This window comes from Pelosinus propionicus DSM 13327, assembly GCF_900114615.1.
Classification (GTDB): Bacteria; Bacillota; Negativicutes; order DSM-13327; family DSM-13327; genus Pelosinus; species Pelosinus propionicus.
Genome location: NZ_FOTS01000021.1, coordinates 1 through 17,712, shown reverse-complemented (window position 1 = coordinate 17,712; position 17,712 = coordinate 1). Strand labels below are relative to the sequence as shown.

Here is a 17,712-nt window from a genome sequence, read left to right as displayed (position 1 = left end):
AGTAAATTTCAATCTTATTTGTAAAGAAGTTTTAAAGCAATCAATTTATGCGCATTATTGTAGGATTATAGTGGATTTATATAGAGATTTGTTATATTATAGCAATTAAAAGCTGTATATGAGTTGTTGCATAATATGAGCGGGGAATCAATGAAGGTATCTGTAGAGGAGTATTTTATCACAAGGGATGGATGCAATGAATCAACAATTTAAAATTCTTATTGCCGAGGATAGCAATTTAGAACGTCGGATGTTACGCAATAACCTTGTGTCTTGGGGTTATCAGGTATATGAAGCCGTGAATGGTAAAGAGGCAATTGCGATGTTTGATGAGGTGAATCCTGATTTAGTCATTTTGGATGGCATCATGCCGGAAATGGATGGCTATGCTGTGTGTGAATACTTGCAAGAGCAGAAAAGAAGAAGTAAGACTCCGATTATCCTCATAACTGCCTACGACAATGAAGAGGCAGTGGAACGAGCATTTGCAGCAGGTGCTGGTGAATATTTGACTAAACCTGTGTATTGGAATGTATTAAAATATCGTATAAAAAGAATTCTGCAAGCAAGGCAAGCGGAAATTGCTTTGGGAAAAAGTGAAGAAAAATTGCAGGGGATTTTAAATAATGCGGTAGTCGGTATTGGGATGCTTGATGAACACGGTAATTGTATTTACGGGAATCAAAGGTTAGTAGATATGCTCGGTTACTCTCTGGAAGAATTGCATACAATTGGTTTGAAACAGGTGACGCATCCTGAAGATTGGCCAAGAAGCGCAGAAGGCCTGCGAAAGATGGTCAATAAAGAAAAACTGGAATATCATGTGGAAAGGCGCTGTATCCGTAAAGATCAGACTGTCTTTTGGGCGAGATTATCTGCGGCAATTGTCTATGATGAAGATCATGAGGTCAACTCGATTCTTGGCATCGTGATTGATATTACCGATCGCAAGGCAATGGATGTGCAAATTAGTTTGCAAAACCAATACTTATTGGCTTTGAATGAAGTATCATTGCAGTTGCTGAATCGTTTAGATTTAGATGATGTATTAGCCATGATTGTTACTCATGCGGTAAGTTTATTTCCTAATGCAAGTGGCAGTTTGTTTCTTTTAAAGGAGAATAATAGCGAAGTAGAACTTAAGTTTGCTATTGGACTTGAAGAAAATAATATCGGAGCGGTTCAGCACAAAGACGAAGGAATTATTGGAGAAGTGTTTCGCACAGGTGAAACTGTGATTGTGAATGACTATAAAAACTGGACAAAGCGCATAAATGGTCATGGTGTGATACACTATGGCGTATTTGTTGGCATGCCTTTGTTCTCTGATAAAAAAGTAGTTGGTGTTGTTTATATTTATTTTGATGATTCGGCCTGGGGATGTACTCAGGAGCAAAAGTTCCTATTAGAACGTTTTATTGGTCTAGCTTCTATTGCTTATGATAATGCGATTTTATATAAATTAGCGCAGGAAGAAATTGGTGAACGTAAGTTAGTAGAGGAAAAACTCAGATATGTAAGTATGCATGATTCCCTTACTGGTCTTTATAATCGTACTTATTTTGAAGAAGAATTTCAACGAATTTCAAGCGGAGTATACCCATCTGTCGGAATCATTGTTTGTGATGTTGATGAATTAAAAGTTGTGAATGACACACTTGGACATGCTTTTGGAGATGCATTAATTGTTGCAGCGGCGACGGCGTTAAAACAGGCTTGTCGTCCTGGAGACACTGTTGCTCGGATTGGCGGTGATGAATTTGTAGTGCTTCTTCCCAGTGCAGACCAAGAAATAATGCAAGAGGTATGCCAGCGAATTAACGAAAAAGTACAACGTTGCCGCAAGAACTTAAATGGCACTATTGTACGCTTATCTATAGGTTGGGCTCTGCATATTGGATCAGATATAGATCATAAAGAGTTATTTAAAGAGGCAGATAAAAATATGTATCAAGATAAAATGCTGCATAGGATTCGTTAAATTATGTGGTAGTATTTATTTATCATTCTCTATAAATGGGGCATAATAGGTAATGATTCGTGTCATCTATTACCTATTATAAAAGGAGGCGATAGGGTTGCGATTAAAACAAACAGATACACCTTTGCTGGCTGCAATGCAGCATTATGTTCAAGAGGAAGTGGTTCCTTTTCATACTCCAGGCCATAAGCAAGGTAAAGGCATGCATCGTACACTGGAAAAAATAATAGGCAAAGGTACCCTCGCCTTGGATTTAGCTTTGATGGAAGAATTAGATGATTTTCATGAACCCTATGGCTGTATAAAGGATGCTCAGATTCTGGCGGCACAGCTTTACGGCGCAGATCATAGTTTTTTTGTTATCAATGGTACAACAGGCGGTATTTATGCAATGATATTAGCTGTTGCGGGTCCAGGAGAAAAAATTATTGTGCCGCGTAATGCTCATCGTTCTATCATTGGTGGAATTATTTTAAGTGGAGCAATTCCAATCTTCATGCAGCCAGAAGTTGATAATGATTTAGGGCTGGCAATGGGAGTTACGCCAGAAACGGTAGAGAGTACAGTGCTCCAGCATCCGGATGCTAAAGGCGTTCTCATTATTAATCCGAATTACTATGGTGTTGCTGTAGACTTAAAAAAAATTGTGAGTATTGTTCATCAACATAACATGGTGGTACTGGTAGATGAAGCTCATGGTCCTCACCTGCGTTTTAGCAATCGTCTGCCAATACAAGCTTTGGACGCTGGGGCTGATATTTGTGCACAGAGTACACATAAGATTATTGGTGCATTAACTCAATGCTCTTTAGTTCATTGCCGAGAGGGACGTATTCGCGTACCTCATCTGAAAGCAATGCTCCAGTTGACTCAGTCTACCAGCCCTAACTATATCATGTTGGTATCCTTGGATGTAGCTCGTATGCAAATGGCTTTAGAGGGGCCGAGACTCATTGAGCGATCCATTGCCTTAGCAAATTGGACAAGGCAGGAAATTAATAAAATATCTGGTTTATACTGTTTTGGTTCGGAGAAAAAGGGGAATCCAGGAATATATGATTTAGATCCAACGAAGGTTACTGTTACAGTCAAAGGTCTGGGGTTAACAGGTCCTGAAGCAGAACGGATTTTGCGCCATCAGTATAAAATACAAGTTGAGCTCTCTGATTTATATAATATTCTTTTTTTGATTACTTTAGGGGACCGAGAGCCAGAAGTACATCTGTTGGTGGCAGCTCTTCGGGATATGGCAGAAAAATATGCAAAAGCTTATGATTTTTCTTTACTGGAAAGCTGCATTAACGCACCCTATCCAGTAGCGCCTCAAGGTATTTTATCTCCTCGGGAGGCTTTATTCGGTAACACCTGCATGGTACCTTTCGCTCATTCTGCAGGAATGATTTGTGCTGAAATTGTCACCTTTTATCCTCCTGGTATCCCTGTAGTATGCCCGGGAGAACGGATAACCCAGGAAATTATCGATTATTGTCAACTGCTCCAGCAAAGTGGCATGCATGTGTCTGGACCAGAAGACTGTACATTAAAAACAATTAAAGTGGTGGATTAAAATGAATGGTAAATTAATAATTATTGAAGCCGGAGATGGCAGTGGCAAAGCAACGCAAACCGAAAAACTATACCATCGTTTGAAAGACGAGAAAAGAACCGTACGCAAAGTAAGCTTTCCTGACTATAAGAGTAGTTCGTCAGCACTAATTAAAATGTATCTTAATGGTGATTTTGGCAATAGTCCTGATGCGGTAAATCCTTATGCTGCTTCTAGTTTCTATGCAGTAGACCGGTATGCATCCTACAAGCAGGATTGGGGTGAGTTTTATAAACAGGGTGGAATTATCATTGCCGATCGTTATACGACTTCTAATATGGTGCATCAAGCTGTAAAAATCCAAAGACAGGAAGAAAAGGATGCTTTTCTGGATTGGCTTTGGGACTTAGAATTTGTGAAATTCGGTTTACCGATACCGGATGGTGTGATTTTTCTCGACATGCCGCCAGTGTATAGTAAGGTTCTTAGGGAAGAGCGTGCTAAAAATAATGGGGAGCAAATTCCTGATATCCATGAACGAGATGAACAGTATTTAGAGAAATGCTATAGTAACTATTGTCTGATTGCTGATAAATATCATTGGTGCAAAATTCCCTGCATTCATCAAACAAAGTTAAAAACAGTGGATGAAATTCACGAAGACGTTTATCAATCGGTACAAAAAATTCTGGTTAATAACAAATGAAGTTCCAGCTTTATTGAAAAATAAGGCTGTTTTTTATTATAAAAAATAAAATCATCTTCCTTAGTGCTGTCGTCGTTCAAAAACTTTTACAAAACATTTTTAAACTATAATTTAATTTTCTAAAGATTGCGTATATTAAAGAAAATATGCAGGATTATCGATACTATATGTACAATGTAATACTATATCATACATTGTAGATTATATTGGATTTGTATGGAGGGAATGAGTATGCTGATTGTTCTGCTTGGTCCGACTGGGTCAGGAAAAAGCACAATAGAAAAGAAGATAGGGCAGAGTGGAATACATAGGCTGAGATCTTACACTACTCGACTGAGAAAACCAGGAGAGTCTGAAGATGCCTATTATTTCGTAAAAAAAGAAGAGTTCAAAAAAGTGGATTTAGTAGAAAGTGTACTTTATAAAAATAGCTTTTTTGGACTTAGCAGGGAAGAAGTAAAAATTGCGGAAACCAAGGATTGTGTGGTTACGTTAGATTGGAATGGGGCACAGCAGATTAAACATCGCATCCCATTTGCAGTTACTGTATTTATTGATTGTCCTATGTACCAGCTGGATAAGCGATTGCCAACTGAGATCGATAGTGAAAAACGCAAAAAAATTATGGAGCAGGTGGTATTAGATTCGAGGTGTGCTGCTAACTGTGATTATATTGTGAGAAATTATGATGGGCAGTTAGATGAAGCTTGTGCTCAAATATTAGAAATTTGCCGCCAAGGTAAAAAATGTGACTAATTAAAGTAATGGATGGTTACTATAAAAGGTAGAAACTATAAAATTATATAGTTTCTACCTTTTTTATGGGGATTCTATTTTTTCAATGGGAAAGCTAGTGTTATAATAGACAAGACGAATGACAGAATTTGGAGGTACCATGGATCGTTCACATTCTCTAGGAGAAGAAAAGATATCAACGTTATTATGGAGATTTTCCCTGCCGGCAATTACCGGAATGGTAGTTAATGCTTTTTATAATGTTATCGATAGTATATTTGTAGGGCGTGGCGTAGGTGAAATTGGTCTTACGGCAGTGACGATAGCCTTTCCCATTATGATTGTATTAATGGGTTTTGGGATGTTGGTAGGAGTTGGGGCTGCAGCAGTTGTTTCTATAAGAATGGGAGAGAAGCAGCAGCAGCAAGCGGAAAAAATATTAGGTAATGCCTTCACTCTTTCCATGATATTATCGATAGTTTTTACAGGGGTGGTTTTGTTATTTCTAGATCCCATCTTAATTCTGTTAGGTGCAGAGACCGATGTGCTGCCCTATGCAAGAGAGTTTACAAAAATTATTGTTCTTGGCAGTCCGTTCATGTATATTGGTTTTGGTTTGAACAATATAGTACGTGCTGAAGGGAATCCTCAAATGGCCATGTCCACTACACTCATATCTGCCGGATTAAATATCGTGTTAAATCCTTTGTTCATATTTACTTTTCACTTAGGAATTGGTGGATCGGCCTTAGCCACAGTGGTATCCCAAGGGGTATCCGCTTTATGGGTGCTCGTTTATTTCTTGCAAGGGAAGAGTGTATTAAAGCTGCGGAAGAAGAATTTCGCGCTAGATACAAGGATTGTTCGCAATATTTTTGAAATTGGAATGTCACCATTTTTAATGCAGATTGCTTCCAGTCTGACTACTGTTTTATTTAATTATACATTATTGAGGTATAGCGGAGAGTTGGCAGTCGCTGCTATTGGAATTATCAATCGAATGGGTATGCTCATGTTAATGCCCATTTTTGGGATTAGCCAAGGGCTTCAGCCAATCATTGGTTATAATTATGGAGCAGGAAATTATGATCGGGTTACAAAGGCATTGAAAATAGCAATTGGTGCTGCAACTTTATTTTCGACAATTGGTTTCTTACTCATTCAGATTTTTGATAAGCAGATTATTATGCTGTTTAATGATAATCCTGAGCTGATTTTATTGGGGTCTGAGGCAATGCGGATTAATTTGTGTATGCTTCCGGTTATTGGCTTTCAAATTATTGGTGCTAATTATTTTCAGGCAGTGGGCAAAGCTGGTTATGCCATTGTACTTAGTATGTCGCGGCAATTGCTTATATTAATTCCCTTAGTGTTGCTTTTACCAAGGCTGCTGGGCTTACAGGGGGTTTGGCTGGCAAGTCCGATAGCAGATTTTTCCGCTGCTTTGTTAACTGGCATATTCTTATTCCGCGAGCTTCGTAAGTTGAGTCAAAAGAGATAGATAGTCGGCACCGAAGTAAGAGAGTCGTGTAAATATGGTAAAGATAATTTCTCAAGTTAAAAGCATAAATTGATTATTTGCTGGAAAACAATTATAATTTAGATGCAATCCTATGTAAGCTTGGGTGATATTGCTCAAAGAGTTAGCACTCTGGCAAAGAGCAGATCATTTCTTTTATGAAAGTATTATAGTAAAGCTAGTGTATTATAGCTTGAAAGGCAGTGACCTACATGAAAATAAATAATTTAGGAGCTACCCAAATACCTTCACTAGTGGAGCGGGATGGGGGGGGCAAGGCGGAAAAATCTTTAAGTCATTTTTCCTCTGATTTACTTAAAAGCCAAGATGGACAATCTCGCGAGAGGTTAAATCAATTATTAGCGGAAATAGATAAACGTGGCAAGCGCTTAGGTGAAGTGCCAACCTATGCTGAACTCAAAAAATATCGGGAAGTGATCAGGCAGTTTGTTGGTGAAGCTGTAGGACGGATGTATACTTTGCAATCGCAGCAAGGCTGGGATCGTCACGGTAGACAGAAGGTGTATACAATCATCAAAAAGGTAGATGCTACCTTAGATAGTTTAACAGAAGATGTACGTTTGGGAGAAGAACGTCAATTGGATATTCTGGCAAAACAAGATGCGATTCGTGGCATGCTAGTCGACCTGTATACATAGAGGTGCAATGATGAAATGGAACGATATCATTGGGCATAAAGAGCAGGTAGCCATGCTGCGTCATATGGAGATCAGCAGACGCATGCCTCATGCTCTTTTATTTGCAGGGCCTAGAGGCATTGGCAAAAGCCTGGTGGCGAATGTTGTGGCAGCAACGTTATTATGTAGTGACCAAGAAGAGCGCCCTTGCGGTCTCTGCCGTTCTTGTCAGCAAATATCCTATGGCAGTCACCCAGATCTTCTTCTCATTGCTCCTGATGGAACCAATATTAAAATTGAACAAATTCGAACGCTGCAGCAGGAATTGTCAATGGCATCTTTTAATGGAGAGCGTCGTGTATGCATCATTGATGGTGCTGAGCTTATGACGACTCAAGCTGCCAATAGTTTGCTAAAAGTACTAGAAGATCCTCCGGGGGAAATTGTATTTCTATTGTTAGCAGCCAATAAACAAATGCTGCTGACTACAATTTTATCTCGATGTATGGTAATTGCTTTTCAACCTTTACCAGACGATCTATTAGCTCAGGCTTTAATGACAAAAGGGTATTTTCCAGAAGCATCGCAAGTTGCCGCTCGTTTAAGCGGCGGACGAATAGGAATTGCCCTTGCTCTGTTGGAACCTGAAGGTCTTTCTCTGCGTAATCAGGCCTTAGAGATAATCCAAAATCTAATGGATTCTAAGTTGGAAGTGGTCTGGCAATCCGCTGGGATATTGGAAAAAATGGAGCGTAGTGAAATTTTGGCATTTATAAAGTATATAACTTATATCTTGCGTGATATACTATTGCTTGTTGCTGGACAGGGCAAGCAATTGTTGTTTAATATAGACATTGCAGAAGACTTGTGTGAAGTAGCGGATAGGTGGAGTGAAAGTCGGCTAGTAACAGCCATTGGGGCAGTGGAGTCAGCTAGACGGGCTCTGCTGGCCAATGCAAATACAAGGCTCACAAGTGAAGCGTTATTAATAAAAATATATGATTTGGCAAGGGAGGTTTGAAGGTGGAGACAGTAGTCGGAGTACGTTTTAAGAAGGCTGGCAAGGTATATTATTTTGCACCGGGTGAAATTGTTCTGGTGGCAGGTGATTTTGTAATTGTTGAAACTGCCAGAGGATTAGAATATGGAGAAGTTGTTATTGGCCCGCGTCAGGTAGGAGAGGATGCTATTGTAGCACCTTTGAAAACTGTACAGCGTAAAGCTACTGCTGAAGATGGTGCAAAAGTAGAAGAAAATAGAGAAAAGCAAAAAGAAGCCTTCTTTACTTGTGAGCAGAAGATCAAAGCTCATAACTTAAATATGAAGTTAGTGGATGTGGAGTATACTTTTGATGTAAATAAAATTATTTTTTATTTTACAGCAGAAGGTCGTATTGATTTTAGGGATCTAGTAAAAGATTTGGCAGCTGTATTTCGTACTCGCATAGAACTTAGGCAAATTGGGGTTCGAGATGAGGCGAAAATGATGGGAGGAATTGGCTGCTGCGGCAGACCTTTATGCTGCTCGACTTTTCTCGGAGATTTTGAACCAGTATCAATTCGAATGGCTAAAGATCAGAAACTTTCTTTAAATCCTACCAAAATTTCGGGCATATGCGGCCGATTAATGTGTTGCTTGAAATATGAGAATGATTCCTATGCACCTTGCTGCAAGAAGATTCCTGCACCAGTAGTAGGGCGAGATGTTATAACCGTAGATGGAGAAGGAAAGGTTACATTTGTAAATCAGGGGAAGAAGAATGCAACGGTTCTGCTGACAAATGGCAATACTATTGTTATTCCATGGGAAGAGGTAGTCGAGAAGGACCTAAATGGATAATTCGGTTATAATCGGTTTGGAAGAACGTATAGATGATTTACTAATTGGTCAGTTAAAAGTAATTCAGCATGAAAACGAATTTTGCTTTTCCTTAGACGCAATATTGTTATCGCGTTTCGCTACTGTCAGATCAGGAGCCAAAGTAGTAGATTTAGGAACCGGAACAGGTGTGATTGCCCTTCTGTTAACGACAAGAGGCGCGGATCACGTAACAGGTTTAGAAATAAGCCGGGCTATGGCGGATATGGCTGCGCGCAGTGTTCTTTTGAACCAGTTGGATGAGAAAGTTAAGATTATACAAGGAGACTTGTGTAAGATAAAAGATATATTACCCTCTGAAGGATATGATTTGGTAGTATCCAATCCGCCCTATCGTCCAGTGGGTGGTGGTTACATAAGTCCGAATAACAATGTGGCAAGAGCAAAGCATGAAGTTACAGCGACTCTGAAAGACGTAATCAACGCTGCGCGTCATTTGCTAAAATATCGTCGAGGGCGCTTTGCAATGGTTCACTTGCCGGAACGTATGTCCGAGATTTTAACTGCCATGAGTCAAGCGGGCATTGAACCAAAGATATTACAGTTAGTGTACAGCAGTATAGATAAAAAGCCTGTCATGCTGTTAGTTGAAGGCGTTAAAGGGGCAAATCCGGGGCTTACAATCCTGCCGCCTCTTGTAGTTTACAAACCTGATGGCAGTTATAGTGATGAAATTGCAAAATATTACAAAGAATATCGATAATGTCATTATTGGTTTTAAGAATTATACAATGAAGCACAAAGGTCACAAAGATGTACAAAGAACACAAAGAATTTGTTACGATCATCCTTCTTTGTGTCCGTTGTATTACGCACTAGCGGTTTTGTGCCTTTGTGTTTTACTTTTAAATAAATGCCCGATGAAAAGGAAGTGAGTATATTGCTGGAGAATTCCGGTGTTTTATATTTATGTGCAACTCCCATTGGAAATCTGGAAGATATGACGTATCGGGCGGTGCGCGTATTAGGCGAAGTAGAAGTAATTGCTGCAGAAGATACTCGTCATACAAGGAAGCTGCTCAGTCATTTCGACATTCATACTCGGCTGATCAGCTATCATGAACATAATAAAATAACGAGAGGACCAGAACTCATTGAGCGGTTAGTTGCAGGGGAGAATGTAGCGATAGTGAGTGATGCCGGTCTGCCGGGAATTTCTGACCCAGGATCTGACTTAGTGGTATTAGCAGTGCAAGCAGGTATTCGGGTAGTTCCTCTTCCTGGTGCAAATGCAGCGTTATCTGCACTTGTATCTTCTGGCCTAGATACGGCTTTATTTTCTTTTATTGGTTTTTTGCCAAAAAATAAAAAAAAACGGCGCGAATTATTGTATAGTTTTGTAAATTCTCCTTACACTATGGTTTTTTACGAGTCGCCGCATCGAATAAAACAGACCTTGACTGAGTTAAAAAGTGCTTTTGGAGATCGGTCGGCGGTGGCGGCACGAGAGTTGACGAAAAAATTCGAAGAGTTTATTCGTGGTACGATTGAAAGTTTAATCACTCACTTTGCTGAGAAAGAGCCAAGAGGGGAGTTTACTCTTATTGTGGGGGGGGATACGATTAACCAAAGCCACGAAACAGGTGAGGATGAAGAGAAACAGCTTTCTATTGAAGATGCTGTTATCGCATTGATAAAAAATGGTGTAGCTAAAAAAGAAGCTATTAAGACCATTGCTCAGCAAAGAGGTCTGCCCAAGCGAAACGTTTATCAGGCAACATTGGGAATCGAGTAAAAGTATTAAAAAAATACAAGCCATAAGGGCAATGTTGCCTTGTTCTAAATTTTAGGCAAAAAAAGAAGAGGTTATAATAACCTCTTAACTCTTAAACAGCTTTTGTTGCCATTGCATCCAGACATTCTTTGCAGATATTTTTATTTTTAAAGACAGTTACTTCATCCGCATTGCCACAAAAAACACATGAACAAGCTGGTTCATATTTGCGTAAGATAATACGGTCGCTGTCTACATAAATTTCTAGAGCGTCTTTTTCTTCAATGGAGAGTGTGCGGCGCAATTCGATTGGAATAACAACCCTGCCAAGCTCGTCCACTTTTCTTACAATACCAGTTGATTTCATTATAATTAATCTCCTCTCATTTCAACAACATTCGACAAAATATGTCCAACTAAATAATACCAAATTCTCGCAAAGTTGTCAACCTATTTTTACCATATCAGTAAATATGTTGTACGGTATTGCAAATTATTTTGTCAAAAAAAGACGAATAGCGCAAAGTCTCTAGAATAGTTCGACATAAGTGTATATTCTTGGTAAAATAGGGACAACAATAAAAAAGTATGATATTTTTATTATTGTCGAATTATGACAGGAAATTTTGTCATATTCATTATGGAAAACACAACTATAAAAAGAACATCTTTTGTTACTAATTCAACATTATGGGGAGGTTTATTACAACCGTGGAAAAGAAACCATTTTATATTACAACGCCTATTTATTATCCGAGTGATCGCTTACATATTGGTCATGCTTATACAACGACCATTGCGGATGCGGCTGCCCGTTACAAAAGATTAGCGGGATCAGAAGTACTCTTCCTTACAGGATCAGACGAACATGGACAAAAAATCCAGCGTAAAGCGGCAGAGCAAAATGTAGCGCCGATTGCTTATGTTGACAAAATAGTTGATTCTTTTCAACAATTATGGGAAAAGTTGAATATTTCTCATGATGATTTTATTCGTACGACGCAGCAGCGTCATCATGACGTTGTGCAAGCTATTTTTCAGAAAATTTATGATAAAGGTGATATTTACAAAGCTGCCTATGAAGGCTGGTATTGCACGCCTTGCGAAACGTTCTGGATGGAGCGGCAGGTTGTAGAAGGTAAGTGCCCCGACTGCGGACGGCCAGTAGAAATCGTGCAGGAGGAAAGCTATTTCTTTCGCATGTCCAAATATCAGGACCGATTGCTTGCCCATATTGAAAGTAATCCTGATTTCATTCAGCCTGTATCTCGCCGTAATGAGATGCTGAATTTTATTAAGGGGGGGCTAGAGGATCTTTGTGTTTCACGCACAACCTTTGACTGGGGGATTCCAGTGCCTTTTGATACAAAGCATGTAGTTTATGTATGGTTTGATGCCTTAACCAATTATATCACTGCTGCAGGCTATCTAGATGATCGGGAGAAATTTGCTAAATTCTGGCCGGCTGACATTCATTTAGTCGGAAAAGAAATTGTACGTTTCCATAGTATTATATGGCCGATTATTTTAATGGCTTTAGATCTTGAAATACCGTCTAAGGTATATGGGCACGGATGGTTGATTATGGAAGGTGACAAGATGTCTAAATCCAAAGGCAATGTGATTGATCCGGTCGCTTTAATTGAAGAGTTTGGTCCCGATGCGATTCGTTATTTTCTATTGAGAGAGATTAATTTAGGAATGGATGGGAATTTCTCCAGAGAAGCTCTGATTAATCGGATTAATGCTGATTTGGCAAATGACTTAGGAAATTTATTACATAGAACGTTAAACATGATTGGCCGTTTTAATGGTGGTGTAATTAAAGCAGCCGGTGATGTGGAAGAAGTAGATCATCAATTGGCACAATTAGTACAAAATACCGTTATCCAATATGAAAAATTTATGGACGTTATGGATATTAATGCAGCAATCAAAGTCGTTTGGGCTTTGATCAGCCGTACCAATAAATATATTGATGAAACGGCTCCTTGGGCACTGGCTAAGGATGAGGCGAAGCATTCCCGCCTTAATACCGTGCTGTACAATCTGGCGGAGACACTGCGAATTATAGCAGTTTTGATTACTCCGTTTATGCCAGTTACAGGGCCTAAAATCTGGAGGCAGTTAGGGTTAAACACTGATTTTAAAGCCGTCACTTTAGAAGATATTAAGGGCTGGGGAAAACTATCGGCCGGTATAGTTGTTTCGAAACCTGAACCTATCTTTCCACGGATTGAAGATAAGGTTGTTGAAGCTGCTGCAGAGGTAAAGACTGCTGACAAAGGTAAACAATCGCCTACAGCAATAGCTGTTGAGAGTACTCCTGAGGTTAGCATTGATGATTTTGCAAAAATGGATCTTAGAGTTGTCACTGTACTTGCCGCTGAAAAAGTGGAGAAGGCTGATAAGCTTTTAAAATTGACGGTGGATTTGGGCACAGAACAGCGCACTATCGTTTCTGGTATTGCTAAGCATTACACACCTGAAGAATTAGTAGGTCAGAATGTCGTCATGATTATCAACTTAAAGCCAGCAAAGATTCGCGGTATCGAATCTCGCGGCATGGTTTTAGCAGCTTCTTGTGATGAGCAATTAAAAGTAGTCACTGTTCCCGGAATGCCTGCCGGCAGTAAGGTGAAATAGATTACATAAGAAAACCTGACGGGTTCTTAAAAAATAAAACATTTTGAACCGCGAAGACGCGAAGAACTGTGAAGATTAAAACATTCATAATACTCCAAGACGTTCCTTTGCATTTTTTCGTAATCTTCGCAGTTTGTAGCTTATAAATTCTAGTATAGTAAAAAAAGCGCCTACTATAGGCGCTTTTGTTTCATTGTTTATATATAACTCTTTGTGTTTTTCGTGTCCGCGTTAGCGGCTTTGCATCTTCGCGGTTTAATCTTTTTGTTTTTGTAACGTTCTGGTATTCCCGATTGTTGTGAATGAATTCTGTATTGTTATCATATTGACATAAAAAGTAAAGGAGTGTTAATCATGTTATTTGATTCTCATGCACATATTGATGATGAAAAGTTTGATCTCGATCGAGAGGAAGTAATCCAAAGAGCGATCGATAATGGTGTAACGAGAATGATTAATGTTGGGGCCTCTATGTCATCTTCTGCTCGTTCCATTGCCCTGGCAGAAAAATATGAAAGTATCTATGCTACTGTTGGTATTCATCCTCATGATGCCAAAGATGCTTTAGATACAGATTATGAACAATTAGCCCGCTGGACCTCTCTTGAGAAAGTGGTGGCCATTGGAGAAATTGGCCTAGATTATTATTACGATTATTCACCGAGAGAAGTGCAGCGTTCCGTATTTATTCGCCAGCTTGATATAGCTCGTCAAACAAAACTGCCTTTTATTATTCATGATCGGGATGCCCATGGAGATGTATTGGAGATTTTAAAAAAAGAAGCAAAAGGTTTAAAAGGTGTATTGCACTGCTTTTCAGGTAGTTTGGAGATGGCAAATGAAGTCATAAAGATGGGGCTGTATGTTTCCATTGCGGGGCCTGTTACCTTTAAAAATGCCGCTAAGCTTCCCGAAATTGTGACTAAAGTACCTTTGGAATATTTACTGGTAGAAACCGATTCGCCGTATTTAACACCCCAGCCATTTCGAGGCAAACGTAACGAACCAGCTTATGTAAAATTGGTGGCTGAACAGGTTGCTAATTTGCGTGGTATTGAGATAGAGATTCTGGCAAAGGCTACCAGTGAAAATGCAAAAAAATTATTTGGAATATCATAAGAATAACAGAATATATTAACTTATGTGAGAGTATTTTTAATAAAAGATATTCTCTTTATTTTTTTTGTAAAATTTAAGGAAAGGACAACGTGGTTTATTTCTCCCTTCATGGGGGCTGACATCAGGAAATACGTTAGGTTCAAAATATTGACAAGTATAGTATATAGGAGGTATAAAGAAGGAGATTTTGGTAAATAATTTAAAGAATGTAAGAAAAAAACTAGACAATCAAAGTAAGTCATGGTATAATACTCAAACGTTTGAAAAGGAGGTATTTTATGACTTATGTTGAGTTGAAAAAAGTGTTTTTTCGACAAAAAATGCTACCCCTATTTCTCGCGCTATTCACTGTTTTATTGGTGGCGACAGGGTTCATGTTTGCCAACAAAAAAGTACACATTGCCGTTGACGGCACTACCATAATGATTAGCACACTACATAGCAAACCTCAAGATGTTTTAGTACAGGCTGGAGTTCATTTAGATCCAAAAGATGAATATCGTCTGTCGACCAAAAACTTAACGGATGGCAGCACGATTTGGGTATATCGTGCTGTTCCTGTTACGGTAACCTATCAGGGAAAGACTGAAGTAATCGTAACGGGGAAACCTACAGTGGGAGAATTGGCGGAGAGCTTAGGAATGAACATAGAAAATACTAAGCTGGTGCCAGATGGGCAAAATAAAATAGAAGCCAATATGTTTATTCAAGCGATTACATTGACCCAAAAAGAGGTCGAGCGTGATGTAGTAGAGAGATTTACTGTCATGAGACAGCCGGATTCAACCTTGGAAAAAGGGGTTGAAAAGGTAATTGAAGAAGGGCAAGATGGTACAAAAACGATTTTTGCTCGTATTCATTATGCTGATGGTGTGGAAGTTAGCGCAGAGCAACTGAGTGAAAAAATAAAAGAGCCGCCAAAACCACAGGTGGTTCATGTAGGTACTCGTGATGTGGTTGATACATCACGTGGATCAATGCGTTTTAATCGAGTAATGGCAATGGAAGCCAGTGCGTATCTGCCAACAGATGGTTCTGCGGAAGGTATAACCGCTACTGGTGTACCCGCTCGTCGTGGTATTGTAGCCGTGGATCCCGATGTTATACCTCTGGGAACCAGAATGTATGTGCAAGGATATGGTTTAGCTACGGCTGCTGATGTTGGTGGTGCAATTGTTGGTAATCGTATTGATTTGTGTATGGAAAATGACAGTGAAGCCTGGAGATTTGGTAGAAGATCAGTAAAAGTTTATATTCTTGACTAACAGGGGGTATACTCCCTGTTCTTTTTTTGATACTATAATATGGATACTTTTGAGTATCAGTACCTTATCAGCCCTAAATCAGTGAATACTGACGGTCTATTTTCCGCACCCCTTCGTTGTCGTCGGTCGGCATACTCCCGGTATGCTTCCGTCCTCCGCCTTGTGCTGCGAAAAATAGCCTCGCTATTATCTTGCCGTTTTAAAGCTGACAAGGTACTAGTAGAATGAGAGAAAGTGGTAGAAAAGATGATTAAAGAGGTAATTATTGTTGAAGGTAAAAATGACATACACGCGGTCAAGCGAGCAGTAGATGCTGATTGTATTGCAACAGGTGGTTTTGCATTAGCGTCTCATAGTTTGGAGAAGATAGCCCAAGCTTATATAAAACGAGGCATTATTATTTTGACAGATCCAGATAGTGCAGGTGAACGAATACGCAATTTTTTAAGCCAGCGTTTCCCTGAGGCAAAACATGCTTTTGTTCCCAAAGAAGATGCTATTGCCAAAAATGATATTGGAATTGAACAGGCATCCAGTGAAGCAATACGCAATGCTCTTGTTAAAGTGCGCTATTTAGAGTGGCAGCCAAGCGGGGAATTTGTCTGGTCTGATATTATGCACTATGGACTTACTGGTACTCAGGATGCCTCAGCTAAACGGGCAATTGTGGGTGCGAAACTTGGCATAGGCTATGCAAATGCTAAAACCTTTTTGCAGCGTCTTAATCATTATGGAGTAACTCGCGCTGAATTTGAACAGGCGGTACAATAACATTGGAGGCAGTAGTATGAAACAGCCGACTATAGCAAACAAAGATGTAACTTTACATATTTTAAAGCGATTTGGAATCCGAATGAGTAAAAAGCTCGGGCAGAATTTTTTAATTGATGAACGTGTGGTCCAAAACATCGTAAAGGCCGCCGATATTACCCAGGGTGATGCCGTGCTGGAGATCGGTCCGGGAATCGGGACCTTAACCCAAGGATTGGCAGAAGCTGGTGCGGCTGTTACGGCTGTGGAAATCGATCGAAGATTAATTGAGGTATTGGCAAAGACACTGGAAGGTTATGAAAATATCCGAGTTGTTCATGGAGATATTTTGCGTATTAATATTGAAAAAGAAGTAGCAGCGCCTAGGTATAAGGTGGTCGCAAACTTACCTTATTACATTACGACACCTATTATTATGGGGCTGCTGGAAGCGCATATGCCTGTAGATACTCTAGTGACTATGGTGCAGAAAGAAGTCGCTCAGCGTATGGTTGCTGTACCTGGTACGAAAGATTATGGATCTTTATCGGTGGCGGTTCAATACTACACTCAGCCAGAGATCATGTTTGTTGTCCCGCCCGCAGCCTTTATTCCTCCTCCTGCTGTTGATTCAGCTGTGATTCGCTGCACTGTGAGGGAAAAACCGCCTGTAGAGGTAGATGAAAGAATTTTTTTCCGTGTGGTAAAAGCAGCTTTTGCTCAGCGGCGCAAAACATTGTCGAATACCCTAAAGACAACAGGTGTGCCTGCTGAAACCTTAAAAATAATATTGGAGAAAGCTGGTATTGATGGTGGTCGTCGTGGAGAAACCTTATCTTTAGAAGAATTTGCTGCTATCGCTAATGTATGGATACAGTAGAATCATATAGTTGAAGAGCCCCTGCTTGGTTTAGACCGCTCCCGTGGAAATAGACAGGCAGGAAACGCCCTGTCGTAGGATAGCTTAGAATTACACGGCCATGCTCCTGATTTGAAAGGGAGTATGGCCATTTTTTGTCTTGATGCGTTCGAAGTTGTAGAAGTGGATGTATTGGTCAATAAGATGACGTGCTTGGTGAATGGTCTGAATTTTTTGGCGGTAGATACACTCGGTTTTTAGAATGCCGAAGAAGTTTTCGGCAGGGGCATTATCCAGAGGTGTAGCCGCTCTTGACATGGACGGCAGAATGCCGTACTGTTTGGTTAGGTTCAAAT

17 protein-coding genes are annotated in these 17,712 nt (G+C 39.7%); 15 read left to right on the top strand and 2 right to left on the bottom strand.

The window, feature by feature from the left end:
* The first annotated feature begins 196 nt into the window (after nt 1-196).
* From BMZ99_RS12620 to rsmI, 10 genes are all read left to right on the top strand, one after another.
* Nucleotides 197-1,981, top strand: coding sequence for a diguanylate cyclase domain-containing protein (locus BMZ99_RS12620; protein WP_090937776.1), 1,785 nt, complete (start codon nt 197-199; stop codon nt 1,979-1,981).
* Nucleotides 1,982-2,078: 97 nt separating this feature from the next.
* Nucleotides 2,079-3,548, top strand: coding sequence for an aminotransferase class I/II-fold pyridoxal phosphate-dependent enzyme (locus tag BMZ99_RS12615; protein WP_090937648.1), 1,470 nt, complete (start codon nt 2,079-2,081; stop codon nt 3,546-3,548).
* A 1-nt stretch (nt 3,549) separates the two neighbouring features.
* Nucleotides 3,550-4,233: a dTMP kinase gene (locus BMZ99_RS12610; protein WP_090937646.1), complete on the top strand. Its 684-nt coding sequence runs from the start codon at nt 3,550-3,552 to the stop codon at nt 4,231-4,233.
* A gap of 231 nt (nt 4,234-4,464) precedes the next feature.
* Nucleotides 4,465-4,989 (top strand): guanylate kinase, encoded by a 525-nt coding sequence (locus tag BMZ99_RS12605; protein ID WP_090937643.1) that lies wholly within the window; start codon nt 4,465-4,467, stop codon nt 4,987-4,989.
* A 118-nt stretch (nt 4,990-5,107) separates the two neighbouring features.
* Nucleotides 5,108-6,469: an MATE family efflux transporter gene (locus BMZ99_RS12600; RefSeq protein WP_245754950.1), complete on the top strand. Its 1,362-nt coding sequence runs from the start codon at nt 5,108-5,110 to the stop codon at nt 6,467-6,469.
* A 230-nt stretch (nt 6,470-6,699) separates the two neighbouring features.
* Complete coding sequence (locus tag BMZ99_RS12595) at nt 6,700-7,146, top strand: YaaR family protein (protein ID WP_090937637.1); 447 nt, start codon at nt 6,700-6,702, stop codon at nt 7,144-7,146.
* A gap of 7 nt (nt 7,147-7,153) precedes the next feature.
* A complete protein-coding gene (gene holB, locus BMZ99_RS12590) occupies nt 7,154-8,146 on the top strand; it encodes a DNA polymerase III subunit delta' (RefSeq protein WP_245754949.1) in 993 nt (330 codons plus the stop codon).
* 2 nt (nt 8,147-8,148) lie between these two features.
* Nucleotides 8,149-8,964: a PSP1 domain-containing protein gene (locus tag BMZ99_RS12585; protein WP_090937631.1), complete on the top strand. Its 816-nt coding sequence runs from the start codon at nt 8,149-8,151 to the stop codon at nt 8,962-8,964.
* A complete protein-coding gene (locus BMZ99_RS12580) occupies nt 8,957-9,706 on the top strand; it encodes a tRNA1(Val) (adenine(37)-N6)-methyltransferase (protein WP_090937628.1) in 750 nt (249 codons plus the stop codon). Before BMZ99_RS12585 ends, BMZ99_RS12580 begins: the two co-directional genes overlap by 8 nt.
* Nucleotides 9,707-9,856: 150 nt before the next feature.
* Nucleotides 9,857-10,738, top strand: coding sequence for a 16S rRNA (cytidine(1402)-2'-O)-methyltransferase (gene rsmI / locus BMZ99_RS12575; protein WP_090937625.1), 882 nt, complete (start codon nt 9,857-9,859; stop codon nt 10,736-10,738).
* 91 nt (nt 10,739-10,829) lie between these two features.
* Here rsmI and BMZ99_RS12570 read toward each other — a convergent pair whose 3' ends face one another.
* On the bottom strand, nt 10,830-11,084 hold the full coding sequence (locus tag BMZ99_RS12570) for an AbrB/MazE/SpoVT family DNA-binding domain-containing protein (RefSeq protein ID WP_090937622.1): 255 nt from the start codon (nt 11,082-11,084) through the stop codon (nt 10,830-10,832).
* Nucleotides 11,085-11,428: 344 nt separating this feature from the next.
* Here BMZ99_RS12570 and metG point away from each other — a divergent pair, with 344 nt between their 5' ends.
* From metG to rsmA, 5 genes are all read left to right on the top strand, one after another.
* Nucleotides 11,429-13,363: a methionine--tRNA ligase gene (gene metG, locus BMZ99_RS12565; protein WP_090937619.1), complete on the top strand. Its 1,935-nt coding sequence runs from the start codon at nt 11,429-11,431 to the stop codon at nt 13,361-13,363.
* A gap of 354 nt (nt 13,364-13,717) precedes the next feature.
* Complete coding sequence (locus BMZ99_RS12560) at nt 13,718-14,482, top strand: TatD family hydrolase (RefSeq protein ID WP_090937616.1); 765 nt, start codon at nt 13,718-13,720, stop codon at nt 14,480-14,482.
* A gap of 278 nt (nt 14,483-14,760) precedes the next feature.
* A complete protein-coding gene (locus tag BMZ99_RS12555) occupies nt 14,761-15,747 on the top strand; it encodes a 3D domain-containing protein (protein ID WP_090937612.1) in 987 nt (328 codons plus the stop codon).
* A 246-nt stretch (nt 15,748-15,993) separates the two neighbouring features.
* A complete protein-coding gene (rnmV, locus tag BMZ99_RS12550) occupies nt 15,994-16,518 on the top strand; it encodes a ribonuclease M5 (RefSeq protein ID WP_175490541.1) in 525 nt (174 codons plus the stop codon).
* 16 nt (nt 16,519-16,534) lie between these two features.
* The gene (gene rsmA, locus BMZ99_RS12545) at nt 16,535-17,377 is read left to right on the top strand and encodes a 16S rRNA (adenine(1518)-N(6)/adenine(1519)-N(6))-dimethyltransferase RsmA (RefSeq protein WP_090937606.1); all 843 of its coding nucleotides are present in this window, start codon (nt 16,535-16,537) and stop codon (nt 17,375-17,377) included.
* Nucleotides 17,378-17,467: 90 nt separating this feature from the next.
* Here the strand turns inward: rsmA and BMZ99_RS12540 are convergent.
* On the bottom strand, nt 17,468-17,712 hold a 245-nt coding region (locus BMZ99_RS12540; protein WP_175490540.1), incomplete at its 5' end, for an IS3 family transposase.